An 18,183-nucleotide genomic window follows, 5' to 3' on the forward strand; every position below is an offset into this window, starting at 1 on the left:
CTCCCCATTCTAGCGCTGCTTCCTGTCCTCCACGGCTAGCGCTGCCCTGGCGGCCCCATTCTCTGTCTTAGGGCTAGCTGCCCAGCTGCACGCCGCCAGACAGGAACCGAGCCGTCCATACTCCCAAGTCGGGATCCGGTAGGGCCTGGCGCAGCTGCGCCGCCAGGGATTCTGCCTCGGCTGCCGACTCGGCCAGGGTAAACACCGAGGGGCCAGACCCCGACATCAGCGTGCCTAGGCCGCCCAGCTCGGCCATGGTGGCCTTGAGGGCAGCGGTTTTGGGATGGGCAGGCAGCACAATTTTCTCAAAGTCGTTGTGGAGGTGCTGGCCTACGGCCCCGGCATTTCGCTGGGCGACCGCCCTCACCATTTCCCCCGATCGCACCTGGGACTGCCGCTCTTGCCAGCTCTGGACATCTTCTAAATAGGTGTTGCCGTATTCGGCCCGGTAGGTTTTGTAGGCCCAGGGGGTGGAAACAAACTCCGACTCGTACTTGGCCAGCACCAGGTGCAGGCTGTCGATGCCGGGCAGGGAATCGAGCTGCTCGCCCCGTCCGGTGGCGATCGCGGTGCCCCCCGACACGCAAAAGGGAATGTCCGATCCCAACTCAGCCCCTAGATCTTGCAGCTCTGCTTGGGTTAGGCCTAAATTCCACAGCAGGTCTAGCCCCACCAGCACGGCGGCGGCGTTGGATGACCCCCCGGCCAGGCCCGCCCCCACCGGAATTTGCTTTTCGATGGTAATTTCGACGCCGCCCAGCTTGGCCATTACCCCAGGGCAGCGCTCGACCACCAGCGCCGCCGCCTTGTAGGCCAGATTTGTCTCATCGGCGGGTACCAGGGGGTGGTCGCAGCGTACCCGAATGGTGTCTACGCCGATGCTGCGCACGGTAATGCGATCGCACAGGCTAATGCTCTGCATCACCATAATCAGCTCGTGAAAACCGTCGGGGCGGCTGCCCACAATTTCGAGGTAGAGATTGATTTTGGCGGCGGCCAGCAGCGAGTAGAGACGCATTGAGCGATCCTTCGTGAATGGTGTGAGTATCCGTAGGGCAGGCAACTCACCTGCTTGGTTCCCGTGGGTTCCACAAGGGCGGGCACCGCCCACCAACCTTGTCAGCGCCCTTTAACCTGATGATGACGACTGCTTCAGGATTGTATTACTCAGCGCTACCCACTGCTCAACACTGAGGTCTTCCCCTCTGGCGGTGGGTTCGATGCCTAGGTTAGTCATGATCGCCTCCAGCTCGTCGCGATCGATCACGCCCTTGAGGTTGTTGCGCAGCATTTTGCGCTTGCTGCCAAAGCCCAGCTTTACCAGGCGATCGAACCCAGTCAGGTCATCGGACGGGGTAGCCGGGGGACGCGGCGTCAGCTTGACCACCGCCGAATCGACCTGGGGCGGTGGCTGAAAAGCGCGAGCGGGCACGGGGCACACCAATTCACAATCGGCTAAATACTGCATCCGCACCGACAGCGCCCCAAAGGCTTTGGTGCCCGGCTTGGCGTAGAGCCGCTGGGCCACCTCCTTTTGCACCAGCAGCACAATCATGTCGTAGGGCTCTGGGTTCGGCGAGGCTAGAGTGCCCAGCAGCTTCTCTAAAATCGGCCCGGTGATGTAGTAGGGAATGTTGGCGACGACCTTGTTGGGCAGGCCAAAGTCGAAGTGTTTGTCCCGCGAGGCGGCAGCAATATCTAGCTCTAAAATGTCGCTGGGCACCAGCCGAAAGTTGTCGTGTTTGGCGAACTGATGGTTGAGTTTGCGGATCAGGTCGCGATCGATTTCAACCGCTACTACCGCATTGGCGAGGGGCAGCAGCCAGCGGGTCAGCGCTCCGGTGCCGGGGCCAATCTCCAGCACGGTATCCTGCCGGGTGACGGCGGCGGCCTCCAGCATGCGGTGGAGCACCTTTTCGTCGGTAAGCCAGTGCTGGCCAAAGCGCTTGCGAGTACGTTGAGAAAACATTGCTGATTTTAGTGGGCTAGAGGGTTGATCTGCTGCTCCCTTCGGGACAGGACGTTGCGCCAAGGCGATTCATAGTCTGGCTCTAGACTGTCAGCAAGACGGTAAACCAGGGGAAAACTGCACTATGGAATCGTGATTGAGGCTATTGGATGGCAACCGTTCCACACAAAGGGCAACTGACAACCTGGAAAGATGAGCGGGGCTTTGGCTTCATCAAGCCTGATGGCGGCGGCAAAGAAATTTTCTTGCATATCAGCGCGTTGCCAAATGCCAGTCGCCGCCCAAAGGTGGGAGATACAATCTTATACGAGAAAGTTACTGCACCAGACGGTAAAGTTCGTGCCGCCAAAGCCTCCATTGAAGGTGTCACGCCCGCCCCAAGACAAATCACCCAAAGACAAATCACTAGACCAGTTCCAACGACCCGCCCCCTGCCCGCTAGGCGCAAGCCCAACCAAACGAGCTGGCTTCAATCTCTCGCAGGCATTGTTGGGCTGGTGGTACTTGCAGCTTCTACTGTTCCCTCTGTTTATAAAAGCGTCTGGACTCGCTTTGACGCCAATCCTCCTGTCTCACCCAATCCGCCGTCAGAGACTACCACTCCTCCAACACCCATTGAGGCGGTCATAGATCCCAACTGCATTATCAAAGGAAATATCTCGATTTCAACAGGAAAGAAGCTCTATCACGTTCCCGGCATGGAGGATTATGAGGGAACACAAATTCACCTCGATGAGGGAGAACGGTGGTTTTGCACCGAGGCCGACGCGATCGCGGCGGGCTGGCATAGAGCACCTAGGTAAGCCTATGACTGAGTAGCCCGGTTACACTCAAACCTAAGTGAAGTTGAATAAATCTATGCCAGTCGTTACGGCCAAATCTTATGTTGAGTATCGCAACGAAGCCTACTGGGTTGAGGGCACTCGAATTTCCCTAGATTCTGTTGTCTATGCCTTCCGTGATGGCCTGGCACCCGAAAGCATTGTGCAGTCATTTCCACTGCTGACATTAGAGCAAGTGTATGGGGTGATCACCTTTTATCTGGCCAATCGTGATCAGGTTGACGCTTACCTAGCGGCAGGGCAAGCTGCCTTCGATGCCATGCCCCAACCCCTACAAGCCTCTGATCCTGGTTTATACAACAAGCTCCTGGCAGCTAAAGCCTTGCAGCAGCAGGTAGATGCTTGACTATCCTTTACCAAGCTGACGCTGATTTAAACCAATCAATTGTGACGGGGGTGCTGCGGCGAGAGCCTGCCATAGATTTTCAAAGTGCCTTTGCTGCTGGGCTGGATGGAATTATTGACGCAGAGGTATTACGCCTCTCGGCACAGCAGGGGCGGATTCTTGTTAGCCACGATCGCAAGACAATGCCCTCAGAATTTGCTGCCTTTATCACTGATCAGCAAAGTGCTGGCGTTATCATCGTTTCTAGAAAACTACCGTTTGAAACGGTGATTGAGGAATTGCTGCTAATTTGGGCCGTATCCAGTGCTGAAGAGTGGGTCAACCGCATCGCCAAGCTTCCCCTGTGAACGACTCTACACCCCCTGATCCTTCTCAACTTTCCCATCTTCAGTTATCGCCCCAAATAGTTCAAAATGCCCCTAGCAATGCCGTCGGCGATGCGGTTGACGGCGGCGGGGTCACGGAAGCGGGCGGCATCCACTGATCCGGTGAGGAATCCTGTTTCCACCAGCACAGAAGGCATTGTCGTGTTAACCAGCACGTAGTATCGAGCCGTGCGTACGCCGCGATCGCTCATGTCGGTATTTCTCAGCACGCTGGCGTGAATGCTGCGGGCCAGGCGTTCGCCGCTGGAATAGTAGTAGGTCTCTAGCCCGTTGATGTCGGGGCGACTCATGTTAATGGCGTTGCCGTGGATGCTAACAAAGGCATCGGCGTGGGCGCGGTTGGCGAACTGGGCGCGGGCGTCGAGATCGACAAAGACATCGGTGCTGCGGGTCATCAGAACTGTAATGCCAGCGGCCTGGAGCTGCTGCTGCACTCGGGTTGCGATCGTGAGGGCAACCTGCTTATCTGTTAGGCCGCCGATGCCCACGGCCCCGGGGTCTTGCCCGCCATGGCCCGGATCGAGGACAACGACGACTGACCCCTGCGGGATAGTGGGCACAACCGGGGTAGACGCCACAGCCGGAGCCGAGGCTCCGACAATTTTGGCGGGCAGGTTAGCAGCAACCAGGGCGTTGTAGATTTCGTCAGCCCGCTGCTGCTCGCGAAATAGCCCCACCTGTACCACCGACTGACCATTGACGGTGGTGCGAAAGGCCTGGGGTTCTATGGCGCGCACTTGATCTAATGTGCTGCCGCTGGTAATAGGAACGATGACGCGGTAGTAGTTGCCGCTGGGAGTGGTGCTGCTGGGCGGGGGCGGGGTGGGCAGGGGGCTGGTTTGGGCGGGGGTGGGCAGAGGGCTGGTTTGGGCTGGGGTGCTGGGTGGCGGCGGCGTGGTAGTGGCCTGGCTCAGGGCTGGAGCCGTCCCCTCGGCGTAGCGCACATCCAGCGGCGCGTCGTGGGTGAGGTAGATGTGGCCGGTGGGCTGGCCGTTGTAGAGGCGGTGGGCCATCTGCCAGCCGGGGTTGAGCTGAATTTTGAGAAAGCCGTTGGTGCGGCCATGGGTGCGGCCAATTTCGATCGGAGGGGCCGAGCGATCGCGCGTGGGGCGGGCAAACAGCACCAGGTCATTCTGCCGGGCCGATACTTCTAGCCGGTACTGCACGCCGAGGTCCTGGCCGTTGACGCGCACCGAGTAGCCGTTGCCGTCGGTCTTGCGATCGCAGGCGCCGGTAAAGTCAAAATTCAGCAGCAGCGGGTCAATGGCCACTGGCCCGTTTCCGTCCCCCTGCCCCTGCTCCTGCCAGCACTGCTGCCGGTTGGGAATCTGCTCTAGGATCATCAGGTTGTAGAAGGCCCCATCGCGCACGGGGCTGGCGATCGCGACGGCCAGGTTGGGGTCAATGGGCTGCTGGCCAAACTCCTGCGCCCTGGCCATCGGGGCCGCCGTTATGCCCGCCAGAACGATGGCGGCAGTGGTCATCAAAGTATTCAGCGGACGAGACAGCAGGGCCATGGCGGTGGGTGTGGCGGTGTGAGGAGTGGGATCGGGAGCGAGCGTTGGCAAGACTCCCTATGCTACCCACGATTGTGGCGATGGCAAGGGCAGATTGCGCGGGTAACGTGTCGCAGTTTACCAATTGTCCTTGCCCAAAACAAAACCGGCTCAGCACTGCTGAACCGGTAAACGGGGGCTACAAGGCCCTGAATGAGTTGTTTCCCCAGGGATTTTCTAGCGCGCCAAATCCCGAAACGTATCGTAGGCATGGTCGGGATGATAGATATGACAGCGCCCGGTGATTGTCCGCATCAGCTGCCAGGAAAATTTGGTTTCCTTCATCAGCGGTGCCCAGTGTTCCTTCAGCGCAGCGTGGGCGGGCCGCAGGTTGTAGGACGGAATACCCACTGAGATATGGTGGGGAACATGGACGTTGATATCGTGGCACAGCACTTCCACCCAGTGGGGATAGTCGCAGTGCAGGGTGCCAGAGAGCTGCGCTTCTACTTCGTTCCAGGTGTCGCCGTAGCGAAACTGGATCTCAGGAATGGTGTGGTGCACCAGGGTAAAGGTGCTCATCCAGAAGTGGTAGCCAAGCCAGGGCATCAGCCAGTATTTCACCACGCCCCAGGGTCCAGCAAAATAGAACAGGGTGGGAAAAAACACCAGCGCAAAAATCGCCACGGCGGCAATGGAGCGCTTGACCTTGGCGCGATCGCGGGGTTCAAAGTTGCGCAGGTCAAAGTGCAGCGCCCCCCAGTGGGCTACCGATGCCAGCCACCACAGCCAGCCCCGCATGCCCTGGTAAAACACCTGCAAAAACCCATTGGCCCCGGCATATTCCTCCCGGCTCCAGGGCGCCCAGGCGTTGTCGATCTCCATATTGTTGGTGTGGCGGTGGTGAATGTCGTGGAGCAGCCGCCAGCTGTGGAAGGGGTAGATCAGCGGCAGGAACATGATGTGCCCCAGCCAGTTGTTCACCCAGCGCCGATTGGCAAAGGAGCGGTGGCCGCAGTCGTGGCCAACCACAAAAAGGCCGGTCAGCGCCGTGCCGGTTACAAACCAGGCCACCGGCAGCAAGAACCAGGGGGAGAATGCGATCGCCACGTAGCCCAGGGCCACCGCCCCAACGCTCAGCAAGACCGAAGTCCAGGCCTTGCGGGGGTCTTTTTGGAAATATGCTTTAGGAATAGTTTGAATAACCTGCTTTAGGGTCAGGTGGCTGTAGGCGGTCGCGTCCGCGACTCTGGCGGAAGGCTCAAGAATTGCAGTCAAGGAAGATCTCCACGAAAGTTAAGTTGCGCGCATTTAAAGCTGGACTATTTTGCCCAAAAAAAATCTGTTCACCCCGTCAAGGGAGCCGAACAGAGGCTAAGCTTGATTGCAAAATCGAGATATCAATAAGCCGAACTAATTCAATAACTCTGATAACCGCCGCAAACAGCTTAATGGGGCAAAGATTGGCCCATGAGAATGCTTATAATTCCTTAACATTTATACCATGCGGGGTCTCGCTTGCCGCTGCGTCGGAAAGCTTGGTCCGAGATTTCTGCCGAATGAACGTTGCTATATGGCGCGCTATGCCATAAAAACCGAGTTTCTGCTGGGGGCGCCGGGGCAGCGCCGCCAGTGCAGAAACCCGGTCTTTGGAGCTTACGCCAGGCTGGCGGCGAAGTTTTGGCTCACCTCCTCGGCGCTCAGGGCACGGTTGTAGAGGGCGACCAGGTGGTACTCGCCCAGCCAGGGGCGATCGCTGGTCAGCTCATTGCCCAGGGCCAGACGGTAGGCCTCATCCCAGTTGGAGAGGTTGCCGTCGATGGTCGTGCCCTGCTGAAGCTGCCCGTTGACATAGAAGGCGGCATGGCCAGAATTATCGCGGGTGTACACCAGGTGAGAAAGCTGGTTGAGGCTGACCTGGCCCGCTTCGAGCACCTTGCTGTCGCCATTGCCCCCCGTCGTGGTGGTGCGCAGGCGGGTCACGTAGCGGCTGTTGTCCTGCCCCAGGGTGACGTTGCGGTTGCCCGGATTGGCCGAGAGCGTGACAATTCGCGCCGGTAGCTGGCTGTAGGTGGCCTGGGTTGGTTTAACCCAGGCTTCTACGGTCAGCGCCTGGGTGCGCCGAATTTCTTGGCTCAGCCGGGTGGCGGCCCCGCTGGTGGCCAGCAGGCTGGGCTGCTGGAGGGCAATGCCCTGGCCCTGGGGCAGCCGCGCGATCGCCCCATTCACCAGGGTTAGATCCAGGGCGGGCTGAATTCCCGACCGATCGCGAATCGTGTTGCCCGTACCCTCGCGGAAATCGTAGAGGGCCTGAACGCCGGCCACCACTCGGCGAGAGACGACGATGCGAACGGTGCTGCGCCCGGTCAGCCGTCCGTCGCTGGCGCTCAGCTCCAGCACGTAGGTGCCCGCCTGGGCAAACGTCACCTGGGTAGCCGCCTGGGCAGGATTGGCGATCGCAGCGGCAGCGGGGCCACTGATCTGCTTCCAGAGGATGGTCAGGGTGCCAGCGGGCAGGCCGTCATCCTGAACGGTGCCGCTCAGGGTGGCGGTGGCGATCGCGGGCTGAGCTGCTCCTGCCGTTGCAGGTGGCAGGGTCAACACCTGGTCGGCCCCGGCGTTTACCACCGGGGGCTGGTTCACCTGAATGGTGAGCTCGTCAGCGGCGGCGATCGCCCCGTCGCTGGCCGTCAGCCGCAGCACGTACTGGCCGCCCTGGGAGAACTGGGCCGTGGTGATATCGCTGGCCGGGTCAGCAAATGTGACATTGCCGGGGCCACTGACTTTGCTCCAGGTCAGGGTCAGACGGCCCGGTCGGCTGGGGAAGCCGTCGTCGCTGGCGGTGCCGTCGAGTTCGGCCAGGGCCGGAAAGTCGATGGTCTGGTCTGGCCCGGCATCGACTACGGGGGCTTGGTTGGCCGTGAGGGTCACCTCCCGGCTGGTGGAGAGTTCCCCAGTGCTGACGGTCAGCCGCAGGGTGTACTCACCGCTGGCGCTAAAGGTGGCGGTGGTGGTCAGGGCATCGGCATCGGCAAAGGTGACGTTGCCGGGGCCACTGACGCGGCTCCACTGGGTGGTTACGGTACCGGCGGGGTCGGCCAGGCCGGTATCGACGATTTCGCCCTGGAGGGTAGCGGCGGCGGGCAGGTTGACCAGGGGGGCAGCGCTGGCGCGAATTTGGGGGGCTTTGTTGGCATAAACCGTGACATCGGCCACGGCGGTGAGCAGGCCGTTGCTAGCGGTCAGCCGCAGCAGGTAGGTGCCGCTTTCAGAAAACTGCGCCGTGGTGCGGGCCAGGGTGGGGTCCCCAAAGGAAACCGTACCCGGTCCGCTGAGCTGGCTCCAGGTCAGGGTGAGTCGCCCCTGCTGGGGGGTGCCCAGGCCGCTCTGCACCTCGGCGGTGAGCTGCGCCCGATTGGGCAACTGCACGACGAGGGCATTAGGTACTGTGATCCTGGGCGCGTGGTTAACGGTAATGGTCACCTCATCGCTGATGGACTGGGCCTCGTCGCCCACGGTCAGCCGCAGGGTGTAGACGCCGCTGACCTGGAAGGGCTGGCCCTTGTCTTCGCTGGTGCCGGGTGCCACAAAGCTGACCGTGGGCTCCAGGCTGCTGGGGTCGCTAAAGGTGACCGGGGAAGGGCCGCCGGGCTGGCTCCACAGCACCGAGAGGTCGCCGGTTAGCAGCTGGTCGTCGATGACGACGCCTTTTAGCGTCAGGCTGCCGGGCAGGTTGATCACCTGGTCGCCGCCAGCAGAGACCACCGGGGCCAGGTTGGCGTCGGCCCCCACCTCAAAGTTGGTGGCAATTTCGGCGGGGCTGAGGGCGCTGCTGTAGAGGGCGACCAGGTGGAGGTCTCCCAGCCAGGCGCGCTCCTGGCTCAGGTTATCTCCCAGCTCGTTGCCCAGGGAGAGGGCAAAGCTCTCATCCCAGTTGGCCAGGCTGCCTGCGATCGCCCGCTGAGCCACCATCTGGTTGTTGATATAGAGGCGGGTCTGGCCGCTGGCCTCGCGGGTGCAGACCACATGGGTCAGGGTGCCGGGGGTGATGGTGCCCCCCGCCAGGGCGCGATCGCTGGCGTTGAGGTTGGTCTCGCTGGTGCGCACTCCCAGGTGGAACTGGCCCCCCGCCTGACCCAAAATCAGGTTGCGGCTGCTGGCCCCCCCGGACAGGGTGAGAATGCGCCCCAGGCCCGGCTGGTTGGCCTGGGATGGATTGATCCAGGCCTCCAGGGTAAATTCGCCGCTGGCCTTGATCGCCTGGTTCAGGCGGCTGGCGCTGGTGCTGGTCAGGCGGGCGAGGCTCTTCAGCGCCAGGGCAAAGGGTTTGGCCGCGCCGGGGGCGGTCAGGGCTACCGGCGTGCCGGTAATGGTCAGGTCGGCGGGCGCTCCGGTACCTGCCACATCGCGCACGGTACCGGCGGCCAAACTGTCGGCAAAGCTGTAGAGGCTGAGCAGGCTCCGGTTGATGCGGGCTCCCACAAACACCTGCAGGTCGTCGCTGTGGCTGAGCACGCCGCTGGCGGTGGTGGTTTCTGCGGTGAGCCGCAGCAGGTAGACGCCGCTGGCGCTGAAGACGGCGCGGGTGCGCAGGGCCGCCGGGTTGTCAAAGGTGACGGTGCCGGGGCCGCTGATCGCCTCCCAGCGGGTGGTCAGGGTTTGGAGCTGCCGCTCGCCCCGGCCATCGCGCACCAGTTCGCCCCGCAGTTCTAGGGGCTGGCGGAAGCCGATCTCCTGGTCGTCTCCGGCCCGCACGATGGGGGACTGGTTGACCAGCACATCGAGGGGTTCGGTGGTGGAGAGGGTGCCATCGCTGGCGGTGAGGGTGAGCTGGTAGCGGCCAAGGTTGCTGAAGCTGGCGATCGCAACCGGGCTGTGGCGATCGTCAAAGCTGACGGTGGCCCCAGCGGGCGCAGACTGCACCGCCCAGGTGACGAAGATGGCCTCGGGGGAGAGGCGATCGTCGGCCACCGAGCCGGGCAGGGTGGTTTGCACCGCCTCATCCTCTAGGCGCAGGGTTTGGCTGCGGCCCACCCGCACCACGGGGGGCGCGTTGGGGGCGCGATCGCCCTCCAGCAGAGCGGTTAGCTCGGGGCTGTCGGCCAGGCTGGTGGTTTCGGTAACGCCGTAGAACAGCCGCATAAACTCGGTAATGGTGGCCAGGTGGGGCTGTAGCTCGGGCAGGTAGGTGGCGATGGTGTCGCGCACGGCCCGCGAGAACTCGCCAAAGTCATCCACCTTGTCGGCCACAAAGGGGTCGAGCCGCTTGATCAGCTCGAAGTTGCTGTCGATGCTCAGCTCCCGCAGGGTCGATTCCAGTGCGGGCAGGGGCTTGGTGCTGCCGATCGGCGGCAGCACCCGGCTGACAAAGGTGACCCGGTGGAAAATGCGCCAGCAGGGGGGCTTGGTGCCGGGGCCTTTGTTGGCATCGCGCAGGCCGCGCAGGGCCAGGGCGTTGGCGTCGGTGCTCTGCTCCAGCCAGATTGGGTCCACCACCTGGCTAAAGAACTGGTCGAAGTGGTCGGCCTGGGGCTCCAGGTAAAAGGTCATAAACCGATAGGCATCCACCTTGCCGGGCTGGCGCAGGGCCTTGGGGCTGAGCGGGTTGCTGCGATCGAACAGCACATTCCCCGCCGCATCGCGCAAAAATACGTCGCGCTCCACACCGTCAACGCTGATATCGACCGAGAAAGCATTCTCAGACTGCACGCTCTTGTTGGCCTGCACGTTGAGCCGACCGCCAAACAGCGCCTCAAAGCCCAACTTGAAGCCCACGCCGCCGATCGCTACGCTGAGATCGGCAAAGGCCCCAGCTAACCCCTTAAAGGCGTAGGAGCCGCCGTAGCTCTCCTGCACCACATCCATGGTTTCCTGGGTTTCGGCGAACAGGCCGCCGTCTGCGGTCCAGACGTAGGTGTTGGCCAGGTTGCGCTTTTCTAGCTGGGGCAGGGTTTTGAGCACTTCCTGGCTGCCCAGGTCGCCCTGCTGGCCGTACAGCACGTTCTGGCGACGGCCCACCGCGCCCGCATCGTACTGGTCGTAGTAGGCCCGCACCCGCTCCTCTTCGCGCTGGATGCGCTGCTTCAGGGCAAAGGCCTCGACCGGCTTGTAGAAGCTGCTGTCGTTGCTGTAGGTGAGGGCGTTGGGGTAGGCGGGGTCGGGGGTGAAGCCAACCTTGCCGTCCAGGCTGCCCTGCTTGGTGTAGGCCGGGTTGAGCGGGAAGTTGATGATGTTGCGATCGGGCGGAATGTCGGGGTTGGGGCGCATCTGGTACGACACCAGGGCGCTGTTGTGCTTGAGCCTGAGGGCAAACACATCGGCGGTTTGCGACTGCACCAGGGCAAAGCCCATGTTTTCGGTGACAAACCGGCGGCCCACATCGCCAAAGGCCACGGCATCGGGGGGTTCCACAAAGCCCTGGAGCTGCTGCTTGCTGGAGAGGTTGTTGGCCAGCTCCAGGCTGGTGCTGCCAGCGCTGAGCCAGCCCAGGGAGTTCTCAAACTTGGCCTTGATGCCAAAAGCCCCGTCGGTGTCTACCGTATCGATGACCAGGCCAATTCCGGCCTTGACATTGAGCTTGGTGAGCAGCCCAGCGGTCAGATCAAAGCTGGAGTCGAAGCCGCTTTCTTTATCGGCGGAGAAGGTGAAGTTGGTTTTGCTGGCCTGCTTCAGCTCCACAGAGCTGGCCCCGTTGTAGTCGGCAAATTCGCCCAGCACCACGCTGGTGCTGGTGAGGTTTTCGCCGGGCACCGGGGGCGCCCCTTCAATAAAGCCGATCAGCTGCGGGTCAAACTGCACCTGGCCTACCCATTCGGTCACCAGTTCGCCCACCTTAAAGCCGGTGATCAGCTCCCACTGGCCGTCTTTGATCAGGCCGTAGCAGCGCTTGTAGATGCCGAACAGGTTGCCGTCAACATCGGTTTGCAGGTCGCCATACTCCTGCACGGCGGGGGTGCTCTGGAGGCGATCGCTAAAGGGCGTTCTCACCCCGGCCAGGGCGCTGCGCACCTGGGGCGTGTCTTCGCCAATGGGGGCGGTGGAGAGCACAAACTCGGTGTTGTAGGGAACCAGATCGTTGCCCAGCAGGGAATAGTCGGACAGCACCCCGGCTTTCTGGGTGTCGAAGGGGTAGTAGGCCAGCAGGTCTTCGCGGTTGTCGAGGAACTGCTCGTTTTCCCCCAGCAGGCGGCGGAACAGGTTGTCTTGAACCTGCTCCAGGGTGCGGGCGCTGTGCCAGATCCGCACTTCCTCCAGCTCGCCCTGGAAGAGTTCTTCGATCTGACCGTTGCGGCGAATGCCGCCCAGGGTGAATTGGGCGTGGGGCGAGAGCAGGGCGGCCTGCTCGGCTGCGGGCACCGGTTCACTGGGGATTAGCTGCCCGTTGCGGTACAGCACCAGCTGCGACCCGCTGGGGTTGGGGTCTTTGACCCACCGCACCGCGCCTTTGAAGCGGGCGTTGCTGCTGCCCTTACTGTCGAAGGCGAGGGTGCCTTCCGCCTCCTCAAAGCGCCACCAGGAGAGCAGCCCCTGTTCGCCGCCCTGAATAGTGGGCTTGAGGCTGCCCGCCTCCAGGGCCAGGTTCCAGAGGCGAATTTCGGCCAGTACGCCGTCTAGGGGCGCGATCGCCTGCCCGTTCTCAAACACCCGACGGGCCTGGGTCAGCAGGTTGCTGTTCCGCTCCAGCTCGGCGGCGGTGGCGGCGATACCGGCGGCCTGGGCAATTAAAACCCCCTCCTGGGGCCGGAACAGCCTGCCGCCGTCGAGCAGCAACGCCGACGGGGAGAGCGTCACCCCGTTAATGCTGTCCAGGTCGCCGCTGAAATGCTTCAGGCCAGCCAGGGCAAAGCCCGAGCCAAACTCCAGCGGGTCGTTGCTGTTGCCGATGTCGACCGGCTGCTGGGGCTTGCCCGCGTTGAAGCCGGGGCTGGGGCTTTCCTCGTTGCGGCTGTCTTCCACACGGGGGGTGCCGGTGGTGTCGCTGCCCGCTTTTTTGTACTCAAACAGGCCGTAGGGCTGGCCGCTGGGGGTGTTGGCCTGACCATCGACAAAGAACTGAATGACATCCCAGGAGACGATATCGACCCCGGTTTGCTGACCGTCGTTGTTGCGCACCGGGTTGGTAATGGTGTTGCGCTTGCGGCTGACGGTAACAGTGTGGAACGCGGTGGGGTTGGCGATCGGCTCGGAGACAAACAGGTGCTTGTTGCCCTGCACATCCTCAAAGGCGAAGACCGCCCGCCCGGCGGGGTTGAGGTACAGGGCGTAGGGCACGCGCTGCTCGGGGTCCTCGGTGGTGCTGATTTTGCCCTTGGTGAGCAGGGCGCGGGGCTGGCTCAGGTCGTTGACCTGAAAGGCCACTTCCAGGGTGAGGTCGCGGTTGATGTCGAGGGTGAGATCTTTGCCCGCATCGAGGAAGGTGGCGGGCTGGCCGTCGAGCTGCACCCCGTAGGACTGGTTGAACACCGCCGCCAGATGGTTCCAGTTGCCTGCCGCGATGGTTTGCGGAGCCTGCACCAGCTGCGCGCCCACTCCGGCAAACACCGAGTAGGCGGGCAGGGGCGATTCGGTGGGCTGGGGGTTGCCCACCAGGGTGCCGTGGTGGCCAAAGCGGGAGTGGTCGGTGGCCCGCTGGTTGGCAAAGTCGTCGAAGCGCCAGCAGCCCACCAGGTCGGTTTCGCTGCCGCTGACCTCGCGGCTCATGTCGGCGGCAATTTCGGCCTGGGTGCGGCCCCGCTTCCAGATCCGGGCTTCGGCGATCGCGCCCCCCAGAATGCGGCTGCTGATGGTGGGGTGAGACCCCAGCCCCCAGGGGGCCGCCACCGGCACTGCCCCCACGGTATCGGCCTGCTCGCCGATGGCAATGCCGTTGCGGTAGAGCCGCCAGTGGCCGCCGTCGTAGACCCCGGCCAGGTGCACCCAGGCGGCCCCGGTGCGATCGGCGGCGGGCATCACCACCGAGACGCGGTGATCGACACCGCTCTGCTGGCAGCCGGTTTCGTAGCGCCCTTCGTTGAGGCGCAGGTAGACCTGGTCGCCGCCATTGTTGCCGTGGACGATGATGTTGCCGTTGTTTTCGTTGGCGGCGGGTTTGACCCAGGCCTCCAGGGTAATCACCCCGGCAAAATTGAGCGGGTCAGCTGCCGGAATGGTGACTACCATGGTGCTGCCGTTGAGGGCGATCGCCGTATTCAGCTCCTCCCGCTTCAGGCCCAGCAGGTAGCGGCTGTCAGAATTACCCGGCTGGGGCTGGTAGTAGAGCACGCGCGATCGCAGGTTGGCCTCGGCAATCTGGCTGGGGCGCACCCAGGCCTCCAGGGTGAGGTCATCTTTGGGCGAGAACTTCCGCAGCTGCTGGTTAAAGGCGGCGGGGGTGGCTGCCTCCAGCCGGGCGGAGCTGTCCTTGCCGTTGAAGGCGTAGGTGTGGCCCGGAGATTCTGCCACCCAGCGACTGGTGAGGGTGACACCGCTGCGGACGGTGCCATTTTTGACCCCCTGCCCGGTTCCGTTGGCCACAAAGGCCAGCAGCCGCGAGCCGGAAGACAGATCGACCTCGCCCTGGGTGGTGCTGGCGTGCGCCGCGTAGTCGTACTCCAAAAAGAACACCGGCAGCAGTTCTACGGCGGGGTTGGCGACCTCGGTGCGAATCTCCAGCGCCGTTGCGCCCTGGTCTACGGCGGCGGCCAGGGTGGCCTTGAGGTCGCCGATAAACAGGGTGGCCCCGGCGGGCAGCGAGCGGTGGATGCCCTCGGCCACGGCCAGGGTTTCGGCCCGGCCATCGACAAGGCCGATTTCGCCGCGACCGACAAAGGTGCGATCGCCCGCCAGGCCGTTCAGCACCTTGGCAAAGCCCTGGGGCTGGCGCGGCACCTGCTGCCAGGTTTCCGTAATGCTCTGGTCGCCCGCTTTCACCGCCAGGGTGACGGTGCAGGTGGACTCGGTTTCCGGCCCGGTTATATCCAGGCGAATGCGATCCATCTCGGCCTCGGTGGCGCGGGCAAAGCCCACCACGGTTTCGGCTCCCAGGGCGTCGTTAAGGGCGTAGCGGGCGCGCTGGGTGAGGGTTTTGTAGTAGGCCACAAAGAACTGGTCGTCGCTGCCGCGAAAGTACATGGCCACGTTGCCCACGGCGCTGTCGAACAGCAGCGGCGTGTCGGTTGACCAGGCGAAGCTCAGCAGCCCCCCGGCGGTGGATAGCCCGCTGACATCGCTGTGCACCAGCGGCATGGTGGCGGCAAAGCCCTTGTTCAGCAGGTTTTGCAGGGCGGCCAGGGTGGTGCGATCGCTGATCACCGCCTGCTCTAGCTGCCGCCGCTGGCGGTCTTGATCAGTGCGCAGGGCGTCGATATTGGCGCGAATGGTGGTCAGCTCGCCCAGCAGGCTGGCTAGGTCGGTGGCCAGGGCGTCGATCGATTGCTGCAAGTCGTCGCGGTAGCTGCGGAAAGCGGGGTTCTCGGCAATATCCAGGCTGGAGATGCGATCGTTGAAGTCGCGGCCAACAAAAGCCGTGGTTTCGCTAAAGGTGTGCACAAACCCGTCCTGGCGACCGCCATCGTTGCGGTTGGCGTGCTGATAGGCCGTCACCTGCAGGGCCGGAACGGCGGTTATCTGCCCCTGCACCACCCGAGCGACGCTTGAGATGCCAATGCTGCTGATCAGGTCGTTGAAGCTGTCCTGGTTGAGCTGGGTGTAGCCCACAAAGCGCGGCGAAAGCCCGTTTAGCCCGAAGGACAGGGCGCGACCGCCAAAGTTGGCGTGCTCGTAGACGGTGACGCGGGCCTGGCCCAGAAAATCGGTCAGCTGCTGCAAGTCGCGCTGGCCGTTGGCCTGGAGGTTGCGCAGATCGCGCAGACGGCTGAGCTTGGCGGGGATATTCAGGCTGTCTAAGCTGCCCGCCGGAACGCTGGAGGCGATGCTGCGGTTGGCGATCGCGTCATCCACAATCCTGTACACCCGGTTCAGGTAGTCGATCTCCTCGCCCAGGCTGGTGGCCCGCTGGGTCTTCTGGGTGATCGACCCCTGCAACGTCTGAATCCGCTCCAGCTCGGCATTGACATCCACGGTGCGGGCGGCCTGCTGCTTCTGGGTAATGGCGGTCTGCAAGGCCTCAATCTGGGCCAGTTCGGCGCTCACGTCGGCGGTGTCATCGGCGCTCAGCCGCTGGTCAATCACCTGCTGAATCGCCTGAATCTGGGCCATTTCCGCGCTCACATCCACCGGGTCGCCGTCGCGCTCCACCGCCACGGGCCGCAGGGCCAAATTGTCGGGAATTTTGGCCAGCCTGCCGCTGGCGGAAACGCCAAAGTCGAGGGTGGCGATCTGGTTTTGATCGTCCCCAGCGGCCTGGGTGGCCACCGCCAGCATCACCCGCGCCCCCTGGCGCAGGGGCTTGGCCTGCTGGTCGTAGCCGGTGCGGGCGGCTTCCTGCTGGAAGTAGAGCAGCGAGGCCATTCCCGAGGCCACGGTGCGGCCCTCAACGCGGAAGCTGTCGCGGTTGACCCCGGCGTTTTCGCCGATTGGCGCGTCAGACACCACCCAGGCGCGGTCGGCAAAACCGGGGCTGAGGGTACCGGGGGCGTGGTTGCCGGTCTGGTCGAGAATGTCGCCGCCGGAACCTTCGTCCAGCCGCCAGTAGGCAATGAGTCCCAGTTCCTCCCCGGTCAGGCGCAGGCCGCGATCGCTGCGAATTTCCCGCTCCGAGCGGGGCCGATTCCACAGCCGAATCTCGTCAATCAGCCCGGCAAAGCTGCGGCTGGGTGCCCCAATCAGGCGCAGGGGCGCATTCACCGACTGCTTGCCCAGGCTGGCGCTGCCCTCGGCCTGCACCTCCACGGGCAGGCCGTTGACGTAGAGGTGGTAGCCCGCCTCCTCGGGGCGATCGCTAAACACCACGGCCAAATGGTTCCACTGGTTCGATCGCAGCACCTCGCCGGTCATAAACGAATGGAACTCAGTGCCATCGCCAAAGCCCACCCGCACCCGGCGGTTGTCCACAATCCAGATCGAAGGCGGCGCGTCGGCGGTTTTCTCGTCGGCCCCCAGCAGCGCCTGCTCTAGCTCGGTGCCCGGCTCCGGCGCGGTGACGCGGGGAAAGATCCAGGTCTCCTGGCTAAAGCCCTGGCCCAGCAAAACCCCTGGGGCCAAAACGATATGATCGCCAACCTGGCTAAAGTCCAGGGCCGTTTCGGCGGCATCGCTGGTGGTAATGGCCTGGGTGCCGCGAGTGTTGAACAGGCCCTCCAGGGAGCGCTCCACGTTGTAGGCATCGATCAGGCCGGTGGCGCTGTTAAAGGCAAAAATCTGCCAGCGCGACACCTCGGCAATGGTGGTGGGCAGCAGCACCATCGAGAAGCGGCCATCCTGCAAATTGCGAATAAACGACAGCTCCTGGGTGGGTTCAAAGAAGGGCTGATCCTGCATATCCCGGGCGCCGAGGCTGTCTTTGGTGCTCTGGGGCCGGGTTTTGCTGCGGCTGCGGCGAAAGCGCACCTCCATGTTGAGCTTGAGCTGAGGCGCTGGAGCCGCCTGGCCCGCTGGGGCGGTACTGGCCGAGGCCCCCGACAGCACAAAGCGATCGACCAGCAGGGTCGAGTCTACGATGGCAACCCGGGTCTGGTCGGGGCCTTCGACCGTAATTTGGTCGGGGTGACCAGCCGCGATCGCCTGGCGAAACACGTACACAAACCGCCCGTCCGACATCGCCTGAAAGGGGGCGTCGGCGGTCAACCGCGCCGTTCTGGAGAGAAACTTGTCCTCCTCGTTGTCGGCGACCACCGCGCCGGGGTCTACCGGGTCGCGGCTGCCCTTCTTCACCGTCGGCAGCAGCAGCTGGTCGGCCAGGCCAAAGCCCACCTCGGCGATCTCTTTGGGAAACTCCAGCTCCTGGGGATGGTCGGCCCATTGGTTAACGTCCAGAGCACTGTCCTGACCATTCAGGTTCAGCACAGAATAATAGATGCGGCGCTGGTCATCCATGGCTAGGGCAATCACCGTGCCCTGGTGGCGCACCAGCACGGGGTATTTGTAGTTGCGATCGCTGTAGCGCTTGATGAAGCTATCTAAAACGGGGGCTTGAGCAGTCATGGGGGTTCTCCTGAGAGGTTGCGAACCCTACCTGCGGTGTTGGCCCATGCCGAAGCGCCGAGCC

General features: G+C 63.0%; 8 protein-coding genes. 3 read left to right on the forward strand and 5 right to left on the reverse strand.

Annotated elements, in window-relative coordinates:
* Positions 1 to 73 precede the first annotated feature (73 nt).
* Together ispE and rsmA are read right to left on the reverse strand one after the other, a co-directional pair.
* A complete protein-coding gene (ispE, locus tag LEPTO7104_RS0115170) occupies positions 74 to 1,018 on the reverse strand; it encodes a 4-(cytidine 5'-diphospho)-2-C-methyl-D-erythritol kinase (protein ID WP_017299430.1) in 945 nt (314 codons plus the stop codon).
* A 111-nt stretch (positions 1,019 to 1,129) separates the two neighbouring features.
* Positions 1,130 to 1,969, reverse strand: a complete 840-nt coding sequence (gene rsmA, locus LEPTO7104_RS0115175) for a 16S rRNA (adenine(1518)-N(6)/adenine(1519)-N(6))-dimethyltransferase RsmA (RefSeq protein ID WP_017299431.1) — start codon at positions 1,967 to 1,969, stop codon at positions 1,130 to 1,132.
* A 149-nt stretch (positions 1,970 to 2,118) separates the two neighbouring features.
* On the opposite strand from rsmA, the gene LEPTO7104_RS38310 reads away from it, so the two are divergent.
* From LEPTO7104_RS38310 to LEPTO7104_RS0115185, 3 genes are read left to right on the forward strand one after another with little or no spacing between them, the layout of a single operon-like run.
* Positions 2,119 to 2,772 carry a cold shock domain-containing protein gene (locus LEPTO7104_RS38310; protein WP_071527247.1) on the forward strand — a complete coding sequence of 218 codons (654 nt, stop codon included), beginning with the start codon at positions 2,119 to 2,121 and terminating at the stop codon, positions 2,770 to 2,772.
* A gap of 55 nt (positions 2,773 to 2,827) precedes the next feature.
* Positions 2,828 to 3,157: a DUF433 domain-containing protein gene (locus LEPTO7104_RS0115180; protein ID WP_017299432.1), complete on the forward strand. Its 330-nt coding sequence runs from the start codon at positions 2,828 to 2,830 to the stop codon at positions 3,155 to 3,157.
* Positions 3,154 to 3,504 carry a DUF5615 family PIN-like protein gene (locus tag LEPTO7104_RS0115185; RefSeq protein WP_017299433.1) on the forward strand — a complete coding sequence of 117 codons (351 nt, stop codon included), beginning with the start codon at positions 3,154 to 3,156 and terminating at the stop codon, positions 3,502 to 3,504. The genes LEPTO7104_RS0115180 and LEPTO7104_RS0115185 overlap by 4 nt, the downstream gene beginning before the upstream one ends.
* Before the next feature lie 44 nt (positions 3,505 to 3,548).
* Here LEPTO7104_RS0115185 and LEPTO7104_RS41690 read toward each other — a convergent pair whose 3' ends face one another.
* The 3 genes from LEPTO7104_RS41690 to LEPTO7104_RS0115200 all read right to left on the reverse strand — a co-directional run bounded on the left by LEPTO7104_RS41690 (position 3,549) and on the right by LEPTO7104_RS0115200 (position 18,119).
* Entirely contained in the window at positions 3,549 to 5,111 is a 1,563-nt protein-coding gene (locus LEPTO7104_RS41690; protein WP_155523653.1) for a DUF3747 domain-containing protein, read from the reverse strand.
* 165 nt (positions 5,112 to 5,276) lie between these two features.
* Positions 5,277 to 6,317: a fatty acid desaturase gene (locus tag LEPTO7104_RS0115195; protein ID WP_017299435.1), complete on the reverse strand. Its 1,041-nt coding sequence runs from the start codon at positions 6,315 to 6,317 to the stop codon at positions 5,277 to 5,279.
* Between the two features lie 378 nt (positions 6,318 to 6,695).
* Positions 6,696 to 18,119, reverse strand: coding sequence for a LamG-like jellyroll fold domain-containing protein (locus LEPTO7104_RS0115200; protein ID WP_017299436.1), 11,424 nt, complete (start codon positions 18,117 to 18,119; stop codon positions 6,696 to 6,698).
* Between the last annotated feature and the right edge of the window lie 64 nt (positions 18,120 to 18,183).

This window comes from Nodosilinea nodulosa PCC 7104, from assembly GCF_000309385.1.
Classification (GTDB): Bacteria; Cyanobacteriota; Cyanobacteriia; order Phormidesmidales; family Phormidesmidaceae; genus Nodosilinea; species Nodosilinea nodulosa.

What these genes read in the sequence shown, in the direction of transcription:
- ispE (WP_017299430.1), bottom strand. Translation starts at nt 1,018, where the DNA reads ATGCGTCTCTACTCGCTGCTGGCCGCCGCCAAAATCAATCTCTACCTC.
- rsmA (WP_017299431.1), bottom strand. Translation starts at nt 1,969, where the DNA reads ATGTTTTCTCAACGTACTCGCAAGCGCTTTGGCCAGCACTGGCTTACC.
- LEPTO7104_RS38310 (WP_071527247.1), top strand. Translation starts at nt 2,119, where the DNA reads ATGGCAACCGTTCCACACAAAGGGCAACTGACAACCTGGAAAGATGAG.
- LEPTO7104_RS0115180 (WP_017299432.1), top strand. Translation starts at nt 2,828, where the DNA reads ATGCCAGTCGTTACGGCCAAATCTTATGTTGAGTATCGCAACGAAGCC.
- LEPTO7104_RS0115200 (WP_017299436.1), bottom strand. Translation starts at nt 18,119, where the DNA reads ATGACTGCTCAAGCCCCCGTTTTAGATAGCTTCATCAAGCGCTACAGC.